The organism is Chelatococcus sp. GCM10030263, from assembly GCF_042666455.1.
GTDB lineage: Bacteria > Pseudomonadota > Alphaproteobacteria > Rhizobiales > Beijerinckiaceae > Chelatococcus.
This window is the reverse complement of the sequence record NZ_JBHTDB010000006.1, coordinates 114691-132080: the sequence shown is the minus strand read 5'-3', so window position 1 is coordinate 132080 and position 17390 is coordinate 114691. Positions and strand designations below refer to the sequence as shown.

General features: G+C 65.8%; 17 protein-coding genes. 13 read left to right on the top strand and 4 right to left on the bottom strand.

Annotated elements, in window-relative coordinates:
* Positions 1 to 810 carry an ABC transporter ATP-binding protein gene (locus ACFQU1_RS15935; RefSeq protein ID WP_378134325.1) on the bottom strand — a complete coding sequence of 270 codons (810 nt, stop codon included), beginning with the start codon at positions 808 to 810 and terminating at the stop codon, positions 1 to 3.
* A gap of 257 nt (positions 811 to 1067) precedes the next feature.
* Between ACFQU1_RS15935 and ACFQU1_RS15930 the strand changes: the two genes are divergently transcribed.
* Together ACFQU1_RS15930 and ACFQU1_RS15925 are read left to right on the top strand one after the other, a co-directional pair.
* Positions 1068 to 1946 (top strand): MBL fold metallo-hydrolase, encoded by an 879-nt coding sequence (locus ACFQU1_RS15930; protein WP_378134323.1) that lies wholly within the window; start codon positions 1068 to 1070, stop codon positions 1944 to 1946.
* 10 nt (positions 1947 to 1956) lie between these two features.
* Complete coding sequence (locus tag ACFQU1_RS15925) at positions 1957 to 2724, top strand: alpha/beta fold hydrolase (protein WP_378134321.1); 768 nt, start codon at positions 1957 to 1959, stop codon at positions 2722 to 2724.
* A gap of 12 nt (positions 2725 to 2736) precedes the next feature.
* Here ACFQU1_RS15925 and ACFQU1_RS15920 read toward each other — a convergent pair whose 3' ends face one another.
* On the bottom strand, positions 2737 to 3636 hold the full coding sequence (locus ACFQU1_RS15920; RefSeq protein WP_378134319.1) for a LysR family transcriptional regulator: 900 nt from the start codon (positions 3634 to 3636) through the stop codon (positions 2737 to 2739).
* Between the two features lie 213 nt (positions 3637 to 3849).
* On the opposite strand from ACFQU1_RS15920, the gene ACFQU1_RS15915 reads away from it, so the two are divergent.
* The 7 genes from ACFQU1_RS15915 to ACFQU1_RS15885 all read left to right on the top strand — a co-directional run bounded on the left by ACFQU1_RS15915 (position 3850) and on the right by ACFQU1_RS15885 (position 10669).
* Positions 3850 to 4293 carry a hypothetical protein gene (locus ACFQU1_RS15915; protein ID WP_378134317.1) on the top strand — a complete coding sequence of 148 codons (444 nt, stop codon included), beginning with the start codon at positions 3850 to 3852 and terminating at the stop codon, positions 4291 to 4293.
* A 12-nt stretch (positions 4294 to 4305) separates the two neighbouring features.
* Entirely contained in the window at positions 4306 to 4761 is a 456-nt protein-coding gene (locus tag ACFQU1_RS15910; RefSeq protein ID WP_378134315.1) for a MaoC family dehydratase, read from the top strand.
* A 42-nt stretch (positions 4762 to 4803) separates the two neighbouring features.
* A complete protein-coding gene (locus ACFQU1_RS15905; protein WP_378134313.1) occupies positions 4804 to 6009 on the top strand; it encodes a CaiB/BaiF CoA transferase family protein in 1206 nt (401 codons plus the stop codon).
* A 34-nt stretch (positions 6010 to 6043) separates the two neighbouring features.
* Positions 6044 to 8182: an acetate--CoA ligase family protein gene (locus tag ACFQU1_RS15900; RefSeq protein WP_378134311.1), complete on the top strand. Its 2139-nt coding sequence runs from the start codon at positions 6044 to 6046 to the stop codon at positions 8180 to 8182.
* 20 nt (positions 8183 to 8202) lie between these two features.
* The gene (locus tag ACFQU1_RS15895; protein ID WP_378134309.1) at positions 8203 to 8949 is read left to right on the top strand and encodes a carboxymuconolactone decarboxylase family protein; all 747 of its coding nucleotides are present in this window, start codon (positions 8203 to 8205) and stop codon (positions 8947 to 8949) included.
* A gap of 15 nt (positions 8950 to 8964) precedes the next feature.
* Positions 8965 to 9756 (top strand): alpha/beta fold hydrolase, encoded by a 792-nt coding sequence (locus tag ACFQU1_RS15890; RefSeq protein ID WP_378134307.1) that lies wholly within the window; start codon positions 8965 to 8967, stop codon positions 9754 to 9756.
* A 139-nt stretch (positions 9757 to 9895) separates the two neighbouring features.
* Complete coding sequence (locus ACFQU1_RS15885) at positions 9896 to 10669, top strand: VOC family protein (RefSeq protein WP_378134305.1); 774 nt, start codon at positions 9896 to 9898, stop codon at positions 10667 to 10669.
* Between the two features lie 36 nt (positions 10670 to 10705).
* On the opposite strand, the gene ACFQU1_RS15880 is transcribed toward ACFQU1_RS15885, so the two are convergent.
* Positions 10706 to 11812: a sulfite oxidase gene (locus tag ACFQU1_RS15880; protein WP_378134303.1), complete on the bottom strand. Its 1107-nt coding sequence runs from the start codon at positions 11810 to 11812 to the stop codon at positions 10706 to 10708.
* A 268-nt stretch (positions 11813 to 12080) separates the two neighbouring features.
* On the opposite strand from ACFQU1_RS15880, the gene topA reads away from it, so the two are divergent.
* The 4 genes from topA (at position 12081) to ACFQU1_RS15860 (ending at position 16218) form a co-directional block, all read left to right on the top strand.
* Positions 12081 to 14825, top strand: coding sequence for a type I DNA topoisomerase (topA, locus tag ACFQU1_RS15875; RefSeq protein ID WP_378134301.1), 2745 nt, complete (start codon positions 12081 to 12083; stop codon positions 14823 to 14825).
* A 162-nt stretch (positions 14826 to 14987) separates the two neighbouring features.
* Positions 14988 to 15188: a CsbD family protein gene (locus ACFQU1_RS15870; protein ID WP_378134298.1), complete on the top strand. Its 201-nt coding sequence runs from the start codon at positions 14988 to 14990 to the stop codon at positions 15186 to 15188.
* Between the two features lie 239 nt (positions 15189 to 15427).
* Positions 15428 to 15769 carry a YqjD family protein gene (locus ACFQU1_RS15865; protein WP_378134296.1) on the top strand — a complete coding sequence of 114 codons (342 nt, stop codon included), beginning with the start codon at positions 15428 to 15430 and terminating at the stop codon, positions 15767 to 15769.
* Entirely contained in the window at positions 15766 to 16218 is a 453-nt protein-coding gene (locus ACFQU1_RS15860) for a hypothetical protein (RefSeq protein ID WP_378134294.1), read from the top strand. Before ACFQU1_RS15865 ends, ACFQU1_RS15860 begins: the two co-directional genes overlap by 4 nt.
* A gap of 213 nt (positions 16219 to 16431) precedes the next feature.
* Here ACFQU1_RS15860 and ACFQU1_RS15855 read toward each other — a convergent pair whose 3' ends face one another.
* Positions 16432 to 17247 carry a response regulator gene (locus ACFQU1_RS15855; RefSeq protein WP_378134292.1) on the bottom strand — a complete coding sequence of 272 codons (816 nt, stop codon included), beginning with the start codon at positions 17245 to 17247 and terminating at the stop codon, positions 16432 to 16434.
* Positions 17248 to 17390 lie beyond the last annotated feature (143 nt).

Genomic DNA, 17390 nt, shown 5'->3' with positions numbered 1-17390 from the left:
TCACTCTCCGCCGAGATAGGCTTCGACGACGGCGGGGTCGTTCTGCACCTCCGCCGGTCTCCCGGCCGCGATCACGCGGCCGAAATTCAGAACCACGATGTGGTCGGACATGCTCATGATGGATTCCATGTCGTGGTCGATCAGGAGCGCGGTCACGTCCGTCTCGCCGACGATCCGGCGGATGTAGCTCGCCATCTTCGCCTTCTCGGGTGCGGGCATGCCGGCAAAAGGCTCGTCGAGCATGAGAAGCTTCGGCCCGCTGACGAGCGCGCGGGCGAGCTCGATGCGCTTCTGCACGCCATAGGGCAGGCCCGAGACCGACCGATCGCGGTATTCGCGCAGATCGAGCAGGGAGAGAATGTCCTGGTCGATGCGCTGTGTAATCGCCTTTTCCTCGCGCCGGGCGGGGCCGAGATAGAGGGCGGCTGCAAAGAGGCCCGTGCGCATCTGGGAGTGGGCGCCGAGCTTGATGTTTTCCTCCACCGTCATGCCGGGGAAGAGCGCGATGTTCTGGAAGGTGCGCGAAATCCCGAGGGCCGAGCGGCGGTGCGCAGGGCAGCGCAGGAGATCCTGGCCCGCGAAGGTGACGCTGCCTTCGTCGGCCGGATAGAAGCCGGAAATGACATTGAAGAGGCTGGTCTTGCCGGCGCCGTTCGGGCCGATGACGGCCGTTACGCGGTTCTCGGCCACGGCGAGCGAGACCGCCGTCAGCGCCTTGATGCCGCCGAAGGCGACGCTGACGCCGGAGAGCGTGAGCAAGTCCCGGCCGGGGCTGCCGTCGGCACGCGCGAGCGTAGCGGATCGTGCCACCGCGTGAGCTGCCGAGGGCTGCATTGCCGGCCCTGTGACGTGGTCTGCGGCCAAGGGCCTCGTTCCTCCTCGGGATATTTTCCTCGGGATATTTTTGGCGGGGGGCTCTTGCCTGGCCACCCCTCGCATGGCGGTGACAGTAGCTCAGCGTGCAAGCCCGGCAAAACAGCCGCCCGTGCAAACCATTATTGCGAGCTTCGTAAAGATGGGCGCCTTATGCGCGGCTATAATCGACAATGTGAAAATGGAGGAAGCCGGTGATCAAGCTGGGCGATTTCGAGATTTCACGGGTGGAGGAGGTGGTGCTGGACGAGCCCACCAGCCTTTTCACGCCGTGGACCGAGGAGGTGCTGGCTGAGCACCGCCACTGGATGGCGCCGAACTTCTACAACGAAGACCGACAGGTTCTCTTCTCCACAATCCAGACCTGGATCCTGAAAACCCCGGAGAGGACCATCGTCATCGATACGAGCGGCGGCAACGACAAGGACAGGCCGCTCTCGCCGCGCTTTCACAAGCTGGCGACCGATTTTCCGAAGAAGTTGCGCGCCGCAGGTGTCGATCCCGAGACGGTCGACATGGTCATCCTGACGCATCTTCATGTCGATCATGTCGGTTGGAATACGCGGCTCGATGGCGACAACTGGGTGCCGATGTTCCCCAAGGCGGACTATGTCGTTTCCGCGACTGAGCTCGAGGTGCGCGATCCCAAACGCGGCGCGGCCGCCCGGCCGCCGGGCTCCTGGAACACCTATAACGACAGCGTCTTGCCGATCCTCGAAGCAGGCCTCGCCCGCATCGTCGGTGGCACCGAGATGCTCCTGCCGGGCGTCGAGCTCGTGCCCATTCCCGGCCATGCGCCCGGCCAGATGGGCGTCAAGGCGCGCTCCGGCGGCCAGGAAGCCCTCTTCATCGCCGACGTGATGCATAGTCCGATCCAGATCTATCACCCGGACTGGAACAGCAAATTTTGCGAGAATCAGGATCTGGCGCGGGAAACGCGCGCCAAGGTGCTGGGCTACGCGGCGGAGACGGGGGCGCTGATCCTGCCCGGGCATTTCGGCTGGCCCTATTGCGGCTATGTGCGCCGGGCGGGCGACGGCTATGCCTTCGAGCCCTCGCCGGTCGTCCCCTGAGGAGCGCGCCATGACGAAGCTTCACGTCGTCACCCGGGGCGACAGGTCAAAGCCCGCCATTCTCTTCGTGCACGCGCTCGGCACCGACCATCGCTTCTGGGACGAGGTTGTGGCCGGCCTCGAAGGCTCCTATTTCTGCATCACGCCGGACCTGCAGGCAGCGGGGAAGACGCCCAATCCGCCGCAGCCGGTCGATGCGGCCGGCCATGCCGCCGATCTCGCCGCCGTCTTGCGCGATCTCGGTGTAGCGCGCGCGGTCCTCGTCGGCTGCGCCATCGGCGGGATGGTCGCAGCGGGCCTGGCCGCGACCCATCCGGACCTTGCGGCCGGCCTTGTCATGACCAATCCCGGTGTGCGCAATGCCGATGAGGTCAAGGGCATCTTGCGGGCACGCGTCGACGAGGTGCGCCAGCACGGCATGCAGGTGCTGCTGCCGGCAGCCCCCGAGCGCTCCTTCCACGGCATGCCGCGGGATGCGCGCTACGACCTCTATGTCGAGCGCTACGTCGCGCAGGACCCAGAAGGCTACGCACTGTCCGTGCTCGGCTTCCTCGACATCGACATCATGCCTATCCTGCCGCAGATCAAATGTCCGCTGCTGCTCATTCCCGGCGGCAACGACGTGCTGATGCCGCGCGACAGCGCCGAGGTGATCGCCGCGCGGGTGGCGCAAGCCGAGATCGTCCGCTTCGAGGAGGCGGCGCATTTCATTCCCTTCCAGGTGCCGCAGCAGTTCCTCGAGGCGTTGCGGGCGTTCCTGGCGAAGGTGGTGAAATAGCAAGAACGCCGGCTAGCTCAGTTCGCGCCGGACGACGCCGGCGAGGAAATCGATGAAGAGACGCAGCTTCACCGAGGTCTGGCGCGATCTCGGAAAGACGGCATAGACGCCGTTCTCGAATTCGATATGGCTGACCTTGTAGTCCGGGAAGAGCCGCACGAGCCGGCCGCTCTTCAGGTCGTCGTGGACCGACCAGTCCGGCAGCAGCGCGATGCCGACGCCGGCGCGCGCCATTTCGACCAGGGCGAAGCCGAAGTCGGTCTGAAAGCTGCCCTTGATCGGCACCTCCTCGACACGCTGATGGGCGTCGAGGAAACGCCAGACCGGGGTGCCGAGATTGATGCGATAGGTCAGGCAATTATGCTTCTTCAAATCCTGCGGGCGCTCGATCGGCTCGTGGCGCGCGAGATAGGCGGGCGTCGCGCAGGCCACGCGTTCGCTCGACAGGAGCTTGCGGGCGATCAGGGAGGAATCCTCCAGTCGCCCGATGCGGATGTCCACATCCGTGCCCTGTTCCATGACCGGCGCGATATTGTTGGATAAGACCAGGTCGACCGAAATCTCCGGATATTGCGCGAGGAACTCCGGCAGATGCGGCACGATGAAGAGCTGGCCCACGAGCATGCGCGCGTGCACCTTGAGCACGCCCTGAGGCTTCGTATGTAGCCGGCTGATGCTTTCATTCGCCTCGGCAAGCTGCTGCAGGATCTGCTCGACCTGGCCGTAATAGAGCTCGCCCGCTTCGGTAAGTGCGAGATTGCGGCTGGAGCGCTTGAGGAGCTGCGTGCCGAGCTGATCTTCCAGCGAGGTGATGTGGCGAGAGACGGAAGCCGGCGAACAGCCGAGCATGCGCCCGGCGCCGGACAGGCTGCCGAGCTGGACGGCGTTCACGAAGGATCTGAGCGTCTGCACCCACTCCACAGGCGAATCTCCCCCGGTACCACGAACTGCCAAGATCGGGGGCCGAATATGGCAATCTTTGCGGATAGTGGAAAGATGTTGTTTGCCTTGTGTCAGTTCCAGCCAAGTTGGGCGCCATGCTAGTCAAGACGCTGGCCCGCTGCGGGAGGCAGCGCCGGGCTCCGCCCGGAAAGACCATAGATAATAAGACAAGGATGCCCGCTTATGGCGACAGGATTGACGGTGGTCGACCTCGACGTCGGCGACGTTCTCGGCCCCGTGGAATATGTGTTGAGCCCGTTCGTCGTGCGTGAATATTGCCATGCGGTGGAATTGCATCACGATCTCTTCCAGGGGATCGCCGATCAGGTGATGCCGCCGACGCTCATTCATCTCGACAAGCTTCGGCTTTACCGGCACGCCTGCCCGGGCGGTACGGGACCGACGGCGCGCATCCACTACGAATATGATGCGGAGATCTTCGGCGAGGTTCGCGTCGGCGATCGGCTGAGCGTCATCGGCCGCATCCGCGAGCGCTATACCAAGAAGGGGCGCGAATACGTCGTTCTCGAAATGGAGCTGACGCGCGTTGCGACCGGCGAATTGCTGATCCGCTACACCGACCGCGTCATTCTCGCCTATCGCGAGCAGGGCGGCCAGGCGGCATAGGGAAGCGAGACGATGAGCGAGCTCAATCTTCAACCCGGCACTGAATTTCGCACCACGCCGCGCCCGATGACGCGTGAGCGCATGCGCTGGTATGTGGACGCCCAGCCGACGGTTGCCGCCGACGACGGCCGCATCCATACGCAAGAGCCGACCATTCACGACGACGACGACTATGCGCGCTCGCAGGGGCTTCCCGGCATCATCGCCGACGGCATGGTCTCGACCAACTGGATCATGGGGCTCCTGATCGACCTCTTCGGCCGCGACGTCACGCGCCGTGGGAGGCTCAGGACGAAATACATCGCGCCGATCACCGAAGATCAGGTCGTCATTGCCTGCGCGCGCATCACCCGCGTGATGCAGGACCCGTCGGGCAACCGCACCATCGAGATGGAAGTTTGGTGCGAAGACGACAGCCAGAAGAAGCTCACGGTCGGCGAAGCCACGGTGGTCCGCGCCGCGGCGTAAGGAGGGGCGCTGCGACGCCCCATTGATGCGATCGGGATCTTCATGGCGCATGTGCTCGACGGCATCCGGGTGGCCGATTTCTCCCGCATCTTCGCGGGCCCGGATGCGACCCAAATTCTCGGCGATCTCGGCGCCGACATCATCAAGATCGAAGACCCGCGTGGCGGCGACGAATGCCGCTATCTCGGCCTCACCCGCGCGGAACTCGAGGCGATGGGCGGCGGGCCGAGCCCATCTTTCCTCTCCTTCAACCGCAACAAGCGCAGCCTGACGCTCGATCTGGCGACCGAGGCCGGGCGCGGCGTCGCGACGAAGCTGATCGCCCGCGCCGATGTGGTGGTAAACAATTTCCGCCCCGGAACCATGGAGCGTTGGGGGCTCGGCTATGAGGCGATGCGCGCGAGCCATCCGGGGTTGATCTATTGCGACTTCCAGGCCTATGGACCGGTCGGTCCGCTCGCCGACATCGGCGCCAATGATCTTGCGCTGCAGGCCTTCTCCGGGCTCATGAGCATCACCGGCGAAGAGGACGGCGGCCCGGCGCGCGCCGGCGGGGCGATCATCGATCTCCATGCGAGCCTTGCCATCGTCAGCGGCATCCTGGCGGCGCTCTATCACCGGGAACGCACGGGCGAGGGACAGCGGCTCGATACCTCGCTGATGCTCAGCTCGGCGCATCTCATGAGCTATTTCTATCAGGACTATTGGCTCACCGGCAAAATGCACCGGCGCATGGGCACGGCCAATCATCTCAGCGTGCCCAATCAGGCCTTCCCGACCAGGGATGGCCATGTCGTCATCATCGCGCCGAGCGACGAGATGTGGCGCCGCTGCGCCGAGGCGCTCGATCCCGCCCGGCTCGCACGGGAGGAATACAAGACGGCGTCCGAGAGGCTCAGGCTGCGCCACGAGGTGGTGGAAGCCATCGCCGCAGTCACGCGCGCGCTCACCAATGCCGAAGTCCATGCCAGGCTCAGCGCGGCCAAGGTCAATGTCGCCGTCGTGCAGACGATCGGCAAGGCAGCGGACCACCCGCAGCTCCAGGCGGTCGGCGGCGTCTTCCATTTTCCGGAAGGTGAGGGCGCGCGCAATTATGTCGGCACGCCTTTCCGGCTGCATGAGACGCCGGCCGAGATGCGGCGTCCGCCGCCCGCACTGGGCGAACACACCCACGAGCTTCTCACCGAGTGCGGATTCAGCCAGAAAGAGATCGACGCGTTGCGGGCCGCCGGTGCCCTCGGCGCCTGAACGCGCTCAATCATAAAACATCAGGGTGGGAACGATGGATGGACGGGAGGCGCGGACGGCATCACTCGATGTCATGTTCAGGGCCCGGAGCGTCGCGGTGATCGGCGCCTCCTCCGATGCGGCCAAGATCGGCGGCAAGCCGGTGGCCTTGATGAAGGAGCATTTCCGCGGCACGGTCGTTCCCATCAATCCGAACCGCAGTGAGATCGCCGGGCTCGCCTGCGCGCCGAGCATCGGTGCCGCAGGGGCGCCGCCCGACCTTGCCGTGGTCGCCGTCTCGGCGTCCATGGCGGAGGGGGCGATTGCCGATTGTCTTGCGGCGGGCGTCAAGGCGATCGCGCTCTTCACGGCTGGTTTTGGCGAGATCGACGCGGCCGGGCTTGCCGCGCAGGAGCGCATCGCGGCGGCCTGCATGGCAAAGGGCGTGCGCCTGCTCGGGCCGAACAGCCTCGGCTTCATCGACTTTCACGCGGGGCTCTACGCCACCTTCTCGTCGGCGCTCGACAATGTCTGGCCGAAGCCCGGCGGGGTCGGCATCGCGAGCCAGAGCGGGGCGGTCGGCACTTATATCATGGCGCTCGCCGCCGAGGCCGGGCTCGGCTTCAGCCACTTCATCGCCACCGGCAACGAGGCCGATGTCGATGTCGCCGACTGCATCGCCTGGCTCGCGGCGGACCCGACCACCACCGTCATCGTCGCCTATCTCGAAGGCTGTCGCGACGGGCGCCGGCTGACCCGGGCGCTCGCTGCGGCGTCGCAGGCGCGCAAGCCGGTCATTGCCATCAAGCCGGGGGCCACGGAGGCGGGGCTTGCCGCCGTCATGTCGCATACCGGGATGTTGGCGGGATCGAAGCAGGTTTTCGATGCGGTGCTCAAGGCGCATGGCGCCTGGCCGGCGACGAGCATCGAAGAGGCTGTCGATATCGCCTATGCCGCGGCCCAGGGCAAATTCCCGCAAGGGCCGGAGGCGGTGATCATCACGCCCTCCGGCGGTGTCGGCATCATGCTCGCCGATGCGGCGGCCGACGCCGGGCTCGTGCTGCCGCCGATCGCGCCGGCCGCGCAGGCGGCGATCAAGCAGGTGGTGCCGCTCGCCAGCACCGGTAATCCGATCGATACGACGGCACAGGTGGCGAATGATTTCCGCCTGTTCGGCAAGGTGATCGATATCGCGGCCGACCAGACGGACTGCCCGACGCTGGTCGTCTTCATGGCCCATATGGGCAAGACGCCGGCCGTGACGGACCTTCTGCGCCCGACACTCGCGGCAGTCGCCGAGCGCTGTCAGGACAGGATCGTGGCGCTCGTGACCCGCGCCTCGCCCGAGTTCCGCGCCGAGATGGCGGCGCTCGGCTATCTCGTCTTCGAGGATCCGACACGCGCCATCCGGGCCATCGGCGCGCTGCGCCAGTTCGCCCAGCATTTCGCGCGGGCTACCGAGCCTGCCGTCACCCTCGATGCGGTCGACCGCGATCTGTTGCGCGAAGCCGCATCCGATGCTGCGGCCGCCGGCCGGCTCGTTGCCCGGCTCGGCTTGCCCATTCTGCCCGTGCTTGCCGTCGCGGACGAGGAGGCGGCGGTGAGAGCCGCCGCCGAGGTCGGCTATCCCGTCGTGCTGAAGATCGACTCGCCCGATATCCAGCACAAGACGGAGGTCGGCGGGGTCCAGCTCGATATTGCCGATGAAGGCGCCCTGCGGCGCGCCTGGGCGACGATGATGGCGAGCGTGCGGGACAGGGCGCGCCAAGCGCGCATAGCGGGGGCAACCGTATCGCCGATGCTGAAGGGTGGCGTCGAGACCATCATCGGCACCCAGAACGACCCGGATTTCGGGCCGGTCGTCATGTTCGGCCTGGGCGGGGTGATGACCGAGGCGTTGAAGGACGTGGTGTTTGCGCCGGCGCCGATCAGCCTGGCCGCTGCGCATCGCATGATCGACGGATTGCGTGCCAGCGCCGTGCTCGCGGGCTGGCGCGGTGCTCCAGCCGCCGATCGTGAGGCCCTCGCGCGGGCGATCGCCACGCTGGCGGCGCTTGCTGCAGCCCATGCCGAAGTGATCGAGAGCATCGAGATCAACCCCTTCGTGGCGCTCCCGCAATCCGGCGCGGCGCTCGATGTGCTGGTTGCCTTGCGCAAGCCCAAAGCGGACGAAGGCGGCCGGCATAGCCCGTGACCGGGTAAGGAGAGGACGGCATGGCGATCGACAAGGCGGCGCTGAAAGAGGAGATCATGCGCGAGCGCGGCTATTGGGCGCGCTTCCACGATGTGCTCCTCGAGCACGCGCCGGAGTTTCTCCAAGCCTATATCGCCTTTCAGGCTGCGCCGGCGCGCTCGCAGGTGCTTGATCGCAAGCTGTGCGAATTCATCTATATCGCGATCGATATCTCGGTGAACCACATGTACGAGCGCGGCGCGCGCCGGCACATGGGCTTCGCGCTCCAGGCCGGCGCCACCAAGGAAGAACTCCTGCAGGTGCTGCTGCTGACCACGGTGATGGCGGCGCAGCAGCCGATCGACAGCGGGCTGGCGATCCTGAGCGAGGAACTGGGGGCTTCCGCCTCGCCGCCACTCGATGCCGGTGAGCAGGCGATCAAGGCGAGCTATGCCGCAGCGACCGGCCACTGGCCGGAGGCCGGCGACCTCCTTCTCGCGCGCACGCCGGATCTCGCCGAGGGCTATATGGCCTACGGCCGCGCCGTCTGGGATGCCGGGCCGCTGACCGCAAAGGAAAAGGAGCTCATCGCGCTCGCCATCTGCGCCTCGCCGACGGCGCTCCATGAGCCGGGCATGCGGCGGCACATCAAGGGCGCGCTCGCGGCCGAGGCGACGCCGGAAGAGATAGCCACCGTGCTGCAACTCGCGGCGGCGATCTCCATCCACTCCTGCACGCTCGGCATTCCCGGCTGGGAAGACGTGATCAACGGCAAGCTGGTGGAATGAAAGCGGAGGCATGCGATGACCGAGGCCGAGTGGATCGAATGCAATGGCGTCGCCCTGCGCTATGCCCTGTCAGGCGCCGGACCAAAGACGCTGGTGCTCGTGCATGAACTCGCCGGCAGCCTGAACAGCTGGGACGACCTGGTGCTGCTGCTCCCCGGCGACTTGCGTGTGCTGCGCTTCGATATGCGCGGCGCGGGCCTTTCCGAGAAGGTGTCCGGCACGCTTACCCTGGACGACGTCAGCGAAGACATACGGGCGCTCCTCGATGCTCTCGACCTTCAGGGTCCTGCAATCGTCGCCGGTGCGGCGCTCGGCGCCGCGGTCGCGGCGCATTTCGCCTGCCGCTTTCCGGAGCGCGTGGCGCGTCTCGTCCTGATCGGCCCGGCGCTCGGCGTGCCGCCCGAACGGCATGCAGCCGCGCTCGCCATAGCCGACAAGCTCGAGAGGGAGGGCATGCGGGCGATTGCCGGCGATGTCTTCCCCAAGGCTTTTCCCGAGGCGCTCTGGCGGAGCGCGGCCGAGAAGTGGAAAGCGCAAGCACGCTGGCTCGGCGCCGACCCGCAGGGCTATGCGGCGGCCTATCGCATGCTGGTCGAGGCCGACGTGCGGGAGCGGCTGGGCTCGATTCGCTGCCCGGTGCTGGCGCTCGCCGGTCGGCATGATCCTTTCGGCACGCCGGAAATCGTGGAGGCGGCGGCACGGGCCATTCCGGATGTGCGTTTCGCCATCGTCGAGGGTGGGCATTTCATGAGCATCCAGACTCCCGAACGGGTCGCCGAGGCCATCACACCCTTTGTGCAGGGCTGACGCAATCACTGCCTTGCAGCGCGCGGCGGAGGAAAAACCGACGCTATCAGGATATCGTCACGATTGCGGAGGATGATCCCCGCCCGGCGGAGCCGACGTCCATTCGGTCCAGGCTCGTCCCAAGCAAGGAGGAAAGACCATGTCCAATTCCCACGGCCGATTTGTCTGGTACGAGCTGATGACGAGCGACCAGTCCGCCGCGGAAGCCTTCTATAAAGAGGTCGTCGGCTGGGGAGCACGGGATGCCGGCATGCCCGGCATGTCCTATACCCTGATGACGGCCGGCGAGAACCCCGTTGCCGGCGTCATGACGGTGCCGGAAGAGGCGAAGAAGCAGGGCGCGCGCCCAGGCTGGATCGGCTATGTCGCGGTCGATGACGTCGACAAACGGTCGGCCGAACTGACCGAGATCGGGGGCACCGTCTATCGCGCGCCGGACGACATCCCCGGCGTCGGCCGTTTCGCGGTGGTGGCGGATCCGCAAGGCGCCGTCCTTGCCCTGTTCAAGGGTACCTCCGAGGAGCCGCCAGCCCCGCCGCGTGGTACGCTCGGCCAAGCCGGCTGGCACGAGCTCTATGCCACCGATCTCGAACCGGCCTTCGCCTTCTATGCTCGCCTGTTCGGCTGGACGAAGGCCGATGCGCTCGATATGGGCCCCATGGGCGTCTATCAGCTCTTCGCCCATAACGACGTGCCGATCGGCGGGATGATGCGGCGGCCGCCTTCTGTGCCGGCGCCCTTCTGGACCTATTATTTTAATGTCGAGGGCATCAATCCTGCGGTCGAGCGCGTCAAGGCGGCCGGTGGGCAGATCATCAACGGTCCGATGGAAGTGCCCGGCGGCAGCTGGATCCTGCAATGCATCGATCCGCAAGGGGCGATGTTCTGCCTCGTCGAACCGGCGAAGAGCTGACGGGCTGCGAAGCGCGGCATTCCTGCCGCGCTTCCTTCATATAACGAAGTCGTCGACCGGACCGTCCGGCGCGACGACTGCCTGGACTGGGATCGGGATGATCCAGTTCGCGGCATAGCCCTCGCGGTCGGGCTGCGGTGCGTCCGGCTGCGTCGCACCGGTCGCGTCGATCGCACGACAGCGCAGGCCATAATGTCCTGGCGCAGGTGGTGTCCAGGCATAGTCCCATAATCGCCAGCCGAAAGGCGTCGCGGGCCCGAGCAGCCGCGCCTCCTGCCATGTCCGCTCATCGGTGGAGACGAGAACTTGCGCAAGACCCGCTTCGCCAGCCCAGGCGGCGCCGAAAATCCTCACCGGCTGGCCGACATGCACGATTGCGCCGCTCACGGGTTGAGCGATTTGCGCCTTCACTTCCATTTCGGTCAGCGGCGCCAGCGTCGGTTCGCCCAGACCATGGTCCCAGCGGATATAGTCCCGGGCCTGCCAATAACCGGTGAAGGGCCGTTCGACCACGCGGATCTCGACGAGCCATTTGACCCAAGCCATGCCGTACCATCCCCCCACGGCCGCCCGCAGGGGAAAGCCGTGCTCGATGCCGAGCGGCTCGTCGTTCATGGCATAGGCGAGGAGCGCGCTGTCGGACATCGCTTTCGCCAGCGGCAGGCTTCGCGCGAAGGCGATGGGGCCGGGGGAGGCGGTCTTCTTCCCCGCGTCGATGACGCCACGGTCGGCGCCGATCAGCACCACCTCGACGGCCTTGGCGCTGACGCCGGCGCGCGCCAGGACCTCGCGCAGCAGCACGCCCGACCACAACGCATTGCCGACGGCTCCGGTCTGCCACTGCAATCCTTCCTTGGGCGGCTCGTAGAAGACGCGGCCGTTGCCGGCGCATTCCATGACGGCGGCAAGCTCTGTCCCCGGCATCGCCTGCAGCGCCGGAAGATCGAGCGTGAGTTCGTTGCGCACGGCGCCGGTGACGGCGAGCCGCCATATGCGCTCGTCGAGGTTGGGGGTGGGGAAATGGTTTCGCACATAGAATTGATCGGCGGGAATAAGCCAGCGCGACAAGGCGGAAAAGGGGTATTCCACGTTCAGCGGCGACTTCTGTCGAACGATCGGCGCAGGCTGATCGGTATTGGGCATATGTCCACCTCGCGGTCGCTCGGGTCGGCGACGAGGTTAGTGCCGCCGCATGGCCCGTCAACGGCGGGTCCGTTGCAGAGCTGTCACCCCACCCGCGAAAGGGGCTCCAAGAGCGCCGGCGGGGTCCGCCGGAACAGCTTGAGCTGCGGTATTACCTGCTGCCACAATTTGACTTGGGCGGCGGTTTCACCCACTTAGGGGGCCCATCGCCCTCTCCTTCGTGCCGGACCGCGTTTCACTCTTTTCGATTGCCCAGGGACAGCCATTCATGAAGGTCGTCGTCGTCGAATCCCCGGCCAAAGCCAAGACGATCAATAAATATCTCGGTTCGGACTACGAGGTTCTGGCGTCCTTTGGCCATGTCCGCGATCTGCCGGCCAAGGACGGCTCGGTGGATCCCGATGCCGATTTCGCGATGGTCTGGGAGCTCGAGGATCGCGGGGCCAAGCGCATCGCCGAGATCGTGCGCGCCGTGAAGGATGCCGACAAGCTCATCCTGGCGACCGACCCGGATCGCGAAGGCGAGGCGATCTCCTGGCACGTCGTGGAGGCGCTCACCCAGAAGAGGGCGCTCAAGGGCGTGCCGATCGAGCGCGTCACCTTCAATGCCATCACCAAGGACGCCGTGCTCGAGGCCATGGCCCATCCGCGCGAAATCGACCAGGCGCTGGTGGATGCCTATCTCGCGCGGCGGGCGCTCGATTATCTCGTCGGCTTCACGCTGTCGCCGGTGCTCTGGCGCAAGCTGCCCGGCGCACGCTCGGCCGGGCGGGTGCAATCGGTGGCGCTACGCCTCGTCTGCGATCGCGAACGCGAGATCGAGACCTTCGTGGCGCGCGAATATTGGTCGCTCGTTGCCGTGCTCGCCACGGCTGCCGATGCGACTTTCGAGGCGCGGCTCGTCGGTGCCGACGGGCAAAAGATCACGCGGCTCGATATCGGCCGCGGCGAAGAGGCCGAGGCCTTCAAGCGCGATCTCGACAACGCCGCCTTCCAGGTCGCGAATGTCGAGGCCAAACCCGCCAAGCGGCATCCGCAACCGCCGTTCACGACCTCGACGCTGCAGCAGGAAGCCTCGCGCAAGCTCGGCCTCGCGCCGGCCCGCACGATGCAGGTTGCGCAGCGCCTCTATGAAGGCGTCGAGATCGGCGGTGAGACGGTCGGGCTCATCACTTATATGCGGACCGATGGCGTCGACATGGCGCCGGAGGCGGTCGCCGGAACACGCCAGGTGATCGCGCAGGAATTCGGCGATCGTTATGTGCCGGGCGCACCGCGCAAATATGCAACCAAGGCGAAGAACGCCCAGGAGGCCCACGAGGCCATCAGGCCGACGGACCTCTCCCGCCTGCCCGCGGCAGTGCGCGGGTATCTCGACGCGGATCAGGCACGGCTCTACGAGCTCATCTGGACGCGTACCGTGGCGAGCCAGATGGAATCCGCCATCTTCGAGCGTACGACGGTCGACATCACCGCAAAGGTGGGCGCCCGCCAGCTCGACCTGCGCGCCACCGGACAGGTGGTGGTGTTTGACGGCTTCCTCGCGCTCTACCAGGAAGGCCGTGACGACGAGACGGACGAGGACGGCGGCCGCCTGCCGGCCATGGCCGCCGGAGAGCGGCTGACGAAGCGCGAGATCCGCTCCACCCAGCATTTCACCGAGCCGCCGCCGCGCTATACGGAAGCAAGCCTCGTCAAGCGGATGGAGGAGCTCGGCATCGGGCGGCCCTCCACCTATGCTGCCGTCCTGGCCGTGCTGCGCGACCGCGAATATGTGAGCCTGGACAAGAAGCGGCTGGTGCCGGACGACAAGGGCCGCATCGTCATCGCCTTTCTCGAGAGCTTCTTTCGCCGCTATGTGGAATATGATTTCACGGCGGATCTCGAGGAGCAGCTCGACCGCGTCTCCAATCACGAGATCGACTGGAAGGCGGTGCTGCGCGATTTCTGGCGTGATTTCATCGCGGCGGTCGACGAGACCAAGAGCCTGCGCATGACGCAGGTGCTCGACGCGCTGAACGAGGAGCTCGGCCCGCATATCTTCCCGCCCAAGGCCGACGGTTCGGACCCGCGCATCTGCCCGCTCTGCGGCACGGGCCGGCTGTCGCTGAAGCTTGGCAAGTTCGGATCCTTTGTCGGCTGCTCGAATTATCCGGACTGCCGCTATACGCGGCAGCTCGCCGGGGCGGGCGGGGAGGGCGAGGGCGCAGGAGAGGTCAATCAGGGCCCCAAGGTGCTCGGCCGCGATCCGGAGACGGAACTCGAGGTGACCCTGCGCGACGGTCGTTATGGTCCTTATGTCCAGCTCGGTGAGGGCGAAAAGCCGAAGCGGCAGACTTTGCCGAAGGGCCTCGCGCCGGATCTCGTCGATCTCGAGATTGCGCTCAAGCTGCTCGCGCTGCCCAGGCAGGTGGCGACGCATCCGGAGACGGGCAAGCCCATTCTCGCCGGCATCGGCCGCTTCGGCCCTTATGTCCAGCACGAGCGAACTTACGCCAATATCGGGCGCGACGACGATGTGCTGGAGATCGGCGCCAATCGCGCCATCGATCTCATCGTCGCGAAGGAGCAGGGCGGCGGGCGGCGCGGTGGTGCCAACGACCCAGGCCGCCCTCTCGGTGAAGATCCCGACGGCGGGGCGCCGATTGCCGTCAAGGCCGGCCGTTACGGCCCCTATGTGACCGACGGGACGACGAACGCGACACTGCCGAAGGGCATGGAACGCGACGCCGTGACCCTGGAGGAGGCGCTCGCGCTTCTCAAAGCGCGCCGCGAGGCGGGCGGCGGCAAGAAGAGCGCTCGTGGCGGCGCGAGGAAGCCGGCCGCTTCGGGCCAGAAGGCTGCGACCAAGAAGGCTTCTGCCAAGAAGACTTCTACGGCGAAGGCTCCGGCCAAGAAGGCTTCGGCTAAGACATCTGCCGCGACGAAGAAGTCTCCGGGCTCCGCCGGTGATGACGCCGCCGATACGGGGGATGCCGCAGAACGCCCGCGGACCAAAGCCGCCATCCGCTGACGATCGAGGACCGATCTACGGAACTCGGTACCGTGCCGAAGTGGGTTTCGGGGCCGACGGATGCTGCTCGGCGTCGGCGCCATATGCTCACGCTCAAGGGAACTTTGCCGCTCGGGGTGCGTTCGTGCCGTACAGTCGAGTTCGATTTCTCGGAGAGCAGGCATGAACTGGGACCGAGTGGAAGGCAATTGGAAGCAATTCCAAGGAAACGTTCAAAAGCAGTGGGGCAAGCTGACTGACGATGATCTCACCGTCATCGAGGGAAGACGTACGGAGCTCGCAGGTAGACTGCAGAAACGCTACGGCTATGCAAAAGACCAGGCGGAAAAGGAAATCGATGCCTGGTTGAAAGGCTCCTCGTAGGGGCACAGGACTACATCGATCTTTTTGCCGCTGGGGTGTGCCCGCGGCGCGTCCTGGTACCAGCGGCTATGTCAGCCCGGGGCGACTTTTACTTGCGCCTTTTCTGATTTCTATTTTGATTTCGGCGGACTATCGGGCACGCTGAGCCGCCGTTACCGAGAGAACGGCCATGCCGTTCGGCGGTCGCCTTGCCTGCCGCCGGGCTTATGACAGTCATCAGGATCAAGCAGGAGTAGCCGATGGCCACAAAACCGAATGAAGGTACCGATTACGGCGCCGACATCGCCACGCTGCGCGCGGATATCGCACGTTTGTCCGACAGCATCGCGCAACTGCTGCAGAAGGAGGCGGATCAGGCCGCCACGCGGATCAAGACCGGCGTGGGCAGGGCAGCCGATACGGTGAGCTCGGTCGCCGATGACATGGCCCGCACGGGCCGCCAGATGGCTGCCGATGCCCAGCAGGGTGTTCGGACGGCGACCTCGGAGCTCGAGGCGAGCATCGAGCGCAATCCAATTACGGCCGTGCTGATCGCGGCAGGCGTGGGGCTCGTCTTCGGGCTGATGAGCAGAAAGGGATGATCGGCCTCATCTCGCGACTGGCGGCGACCGCTTTGGCGCCAGCCAGGTTTGCCGCGCGCCGTGCCCTTGTCGAAGCGGCGCTGATGGCCGCCGCCATTCTGCTCATCGTCATCGCGGCCGTCTTTGCCATCATCGCCCTGACCTGCTGGCTGAGCCTGCAGGTGGGTCTCGTCAATGCGTCGCTCATCATGTGCGGGCTGTTCATCGTCGCCGCGGGCGTGGTGCTGTTGGTGCGGGCCAGTTCGGCGCGGCGGCGGCGGTTGCGCGGGAGATCCGTGCCGCCGCCCGGCCTCTCCGCAGCAGGCAGCGTTCCCGGTGCGGGCTTTCGCCCGGAAGACCTCGCCATGATGGCGACGCGAGACCTCGTGAAAGGCCTCTCACCCTTTCAGCTCGCCCTGGCCGCGGCGGTAGCGGGGTTTATCGGCGGCAGGATGCTGGACAGGAAATGAAGGGCATCGTCTGCCCGCTCGTGGACCGAGAATTTGACGTTTGAAGCCCGTGCCGCCAGCACGCCTTCAAACGTCGAATTCAGGGCTCCACGCGTTTATAGCGTTGCGGGCGGTTCTTTTTGATTCCGACATTTGCTCGTCGCAACCGCGGAGACAAATGTCGGAATCGGATCACTGGGACAGACGATGCCCGTCCAAGGCGAACGGCCGTGGTCAGCCGGTTGCCGCGACCTTGTCGGCGCGGTGGGAGCGCCTGTCGAAGAACAGCGCCTGACTGATGATCGCCTTCACGGCGTCGGCATTGAAGGGCTTGGTGACGAGGAAGGTCGGTTCGGGCCGCAGCCCTGTGAGAAGCCGCTCGGGATAGGCGGTGATGAAGATGACGGGCACTTCGATGCCGGCCAGGATATCGTTCACCGCATCGAGGCCGGAGCTGCCGTCGGCCAGCTGAATATCGGCGAGCACGAGACCAGGCTTCTGCGTCTCGACCGCGGCGAGCGCCTCGCGATGGGTGCGGGCGATGTTGGTAACGCGATGGCCGAGGCTTTCCACCAGGGCTTCGAGATCCATGGCGATGATCGGCTCGTCCTCGATGATCAGAATATCGGTGGCGAGCTGCTGGGAAATGTCCGCGCTGGCCTGCGCAAGAAGTTCGAGCACCCTGTCGCGGTCCGTGTCCAGGGTCGTCGCGATCTGATCGACATTGAGCCCTTCGACGGCCTGGAGCAGGAAGGCCACGCGAGGTTCGGGCGGCAGCGCCTCAAGGCGGCGCTGGGCGTTCGCCTCGGCACCCGAAGACTCCTGCGGATCGACCGTCCCGTTGATCGGTACCGATTTCCAGACGCGCAGCAGGATCCGGTAGAGGGCCACGCGCATGTCTTCACCAGGTTGCAATTCCGTCGGATCGGCCATGATGGCCTCGAGCGTGGCGACTGCGTAAGCGTCGCCGCCGCTCTGAGTGCCGGAAAGGGCGCGCGCGAAGCGGCGCAGATACGGCAGATGCGGTGCAATCGCTTGTGAGAGGGACATGAATGAACCCTTTTTCCTTGCCTTCGACGTTTCTATGAGTCACGAGAGCGGGCGAAGTCTAGCGGCAACGCCTGGGCTCGCGCGAGGGGAAAGCGACTGTCGGTAAGCCAACCTTTGCAAAAACGTGTGACGGACCGAAAAGT

Bases quoted from the DNA above. Each gene is read 5' to 3' on its own strand.
- ACFQU1_RS15925 (WP_378134321.1), top strand. From the start codon at position 1,957: ATGACGAAGCTTCACGTCGTCACCCGGGGCGACAGGTCAAAGCCCGCC.
- ACFQU1_RS15915 (WP_378134317.1), top strand. From the start codon at position 3,850: ATGGCGACAGGATTGACGGTGGTCGACCTCGACGTCGGCGACGTTCTC.
- ACFQU1_RS15910 (WP_378134315.1), top strand. From the start codon at position 4,306: ATGAGCGAGCTCAATCTTCAACCCGGCACTGAATTTCGCACCACGCCG.
- ACFQU1_RS15905 (WP_378134313.1), top strand. From the start codon at position 4,804: ATGGCGCATGTGCTCGACGGCATCCGGGTGGCCGATTTCTCCCGCATC.
- ACFQU1_RS15900 (WP_378134311.1), top strand. From the start codon at position 6,044: ATGGATGGACGGGAGGCGCGGACGGCATCACTCGATGTCATGTTCAGG.
- ACFQU1_RS15895 (WP_378134309.1), top strand. From the start codon at position 8,203: ATGGCGATCGACAAGGCGGCGCTGAAAGAGGAGATCATGCGCGAGCGC.
- ACFQU1_RS15890 (WP_378134307.1), top strand. From the start codon at position 8,965: ATGACCGAGGCCGAGTGGATCGAATGCAATGGCGTCGCCCTGCGCTAT.
- ACFQU1_RS15885 (WP_378134305.1), top strand. From the start codon at position 9,896: ATGTCCAATTCCCACGGCCGATTTGTCTGGTACGAGCTGATGACGAGC.
- ACFQU1_RS15880 (WP_378134303.1), bottom strand. From the start codon at position 11,812: ATGCCCAATACCGATCAGCCTGCGCCGATCGTTCGACAGAAGTCGCCG.
- topA (WP_378134301.1), top strand. From the start codon at position 12,081: ATGAAGGTCGTCGTCGTCGAATCCCCGGCCAAAGCCAAGACGATCAAT.
- ACFQU1_RS15870 (WP_378134298.1), top strand. From the start codon at position 14,988: ATGAACTGGGACCGAGTGGAAGGCAATTGGAAGCAATTCCAAGGAAAC.
- ACFQU1_RS15865 (WP_378134296.1), top strand. From the start codon at position 15,428: ATGGCCACAAAACCGAATGAAGGTACCGATTACGGCGCCGACATCGCC.
- ACFQU1_RS15860 (WP_378134294.1), top strand. From the start codon at position 15,766: ATGATCGGCCTCATCTCGCGACTGGCGGCGACCGCTTTGGCGCCAGCC.
- ACFQU1_RS15855 (WP_378134292.1), bottom strand. From the start codon at position 17,247: ATGTCCCTCTCACAAGCGATTGCACCGCATCTGCCGTATCTGCGCCGC.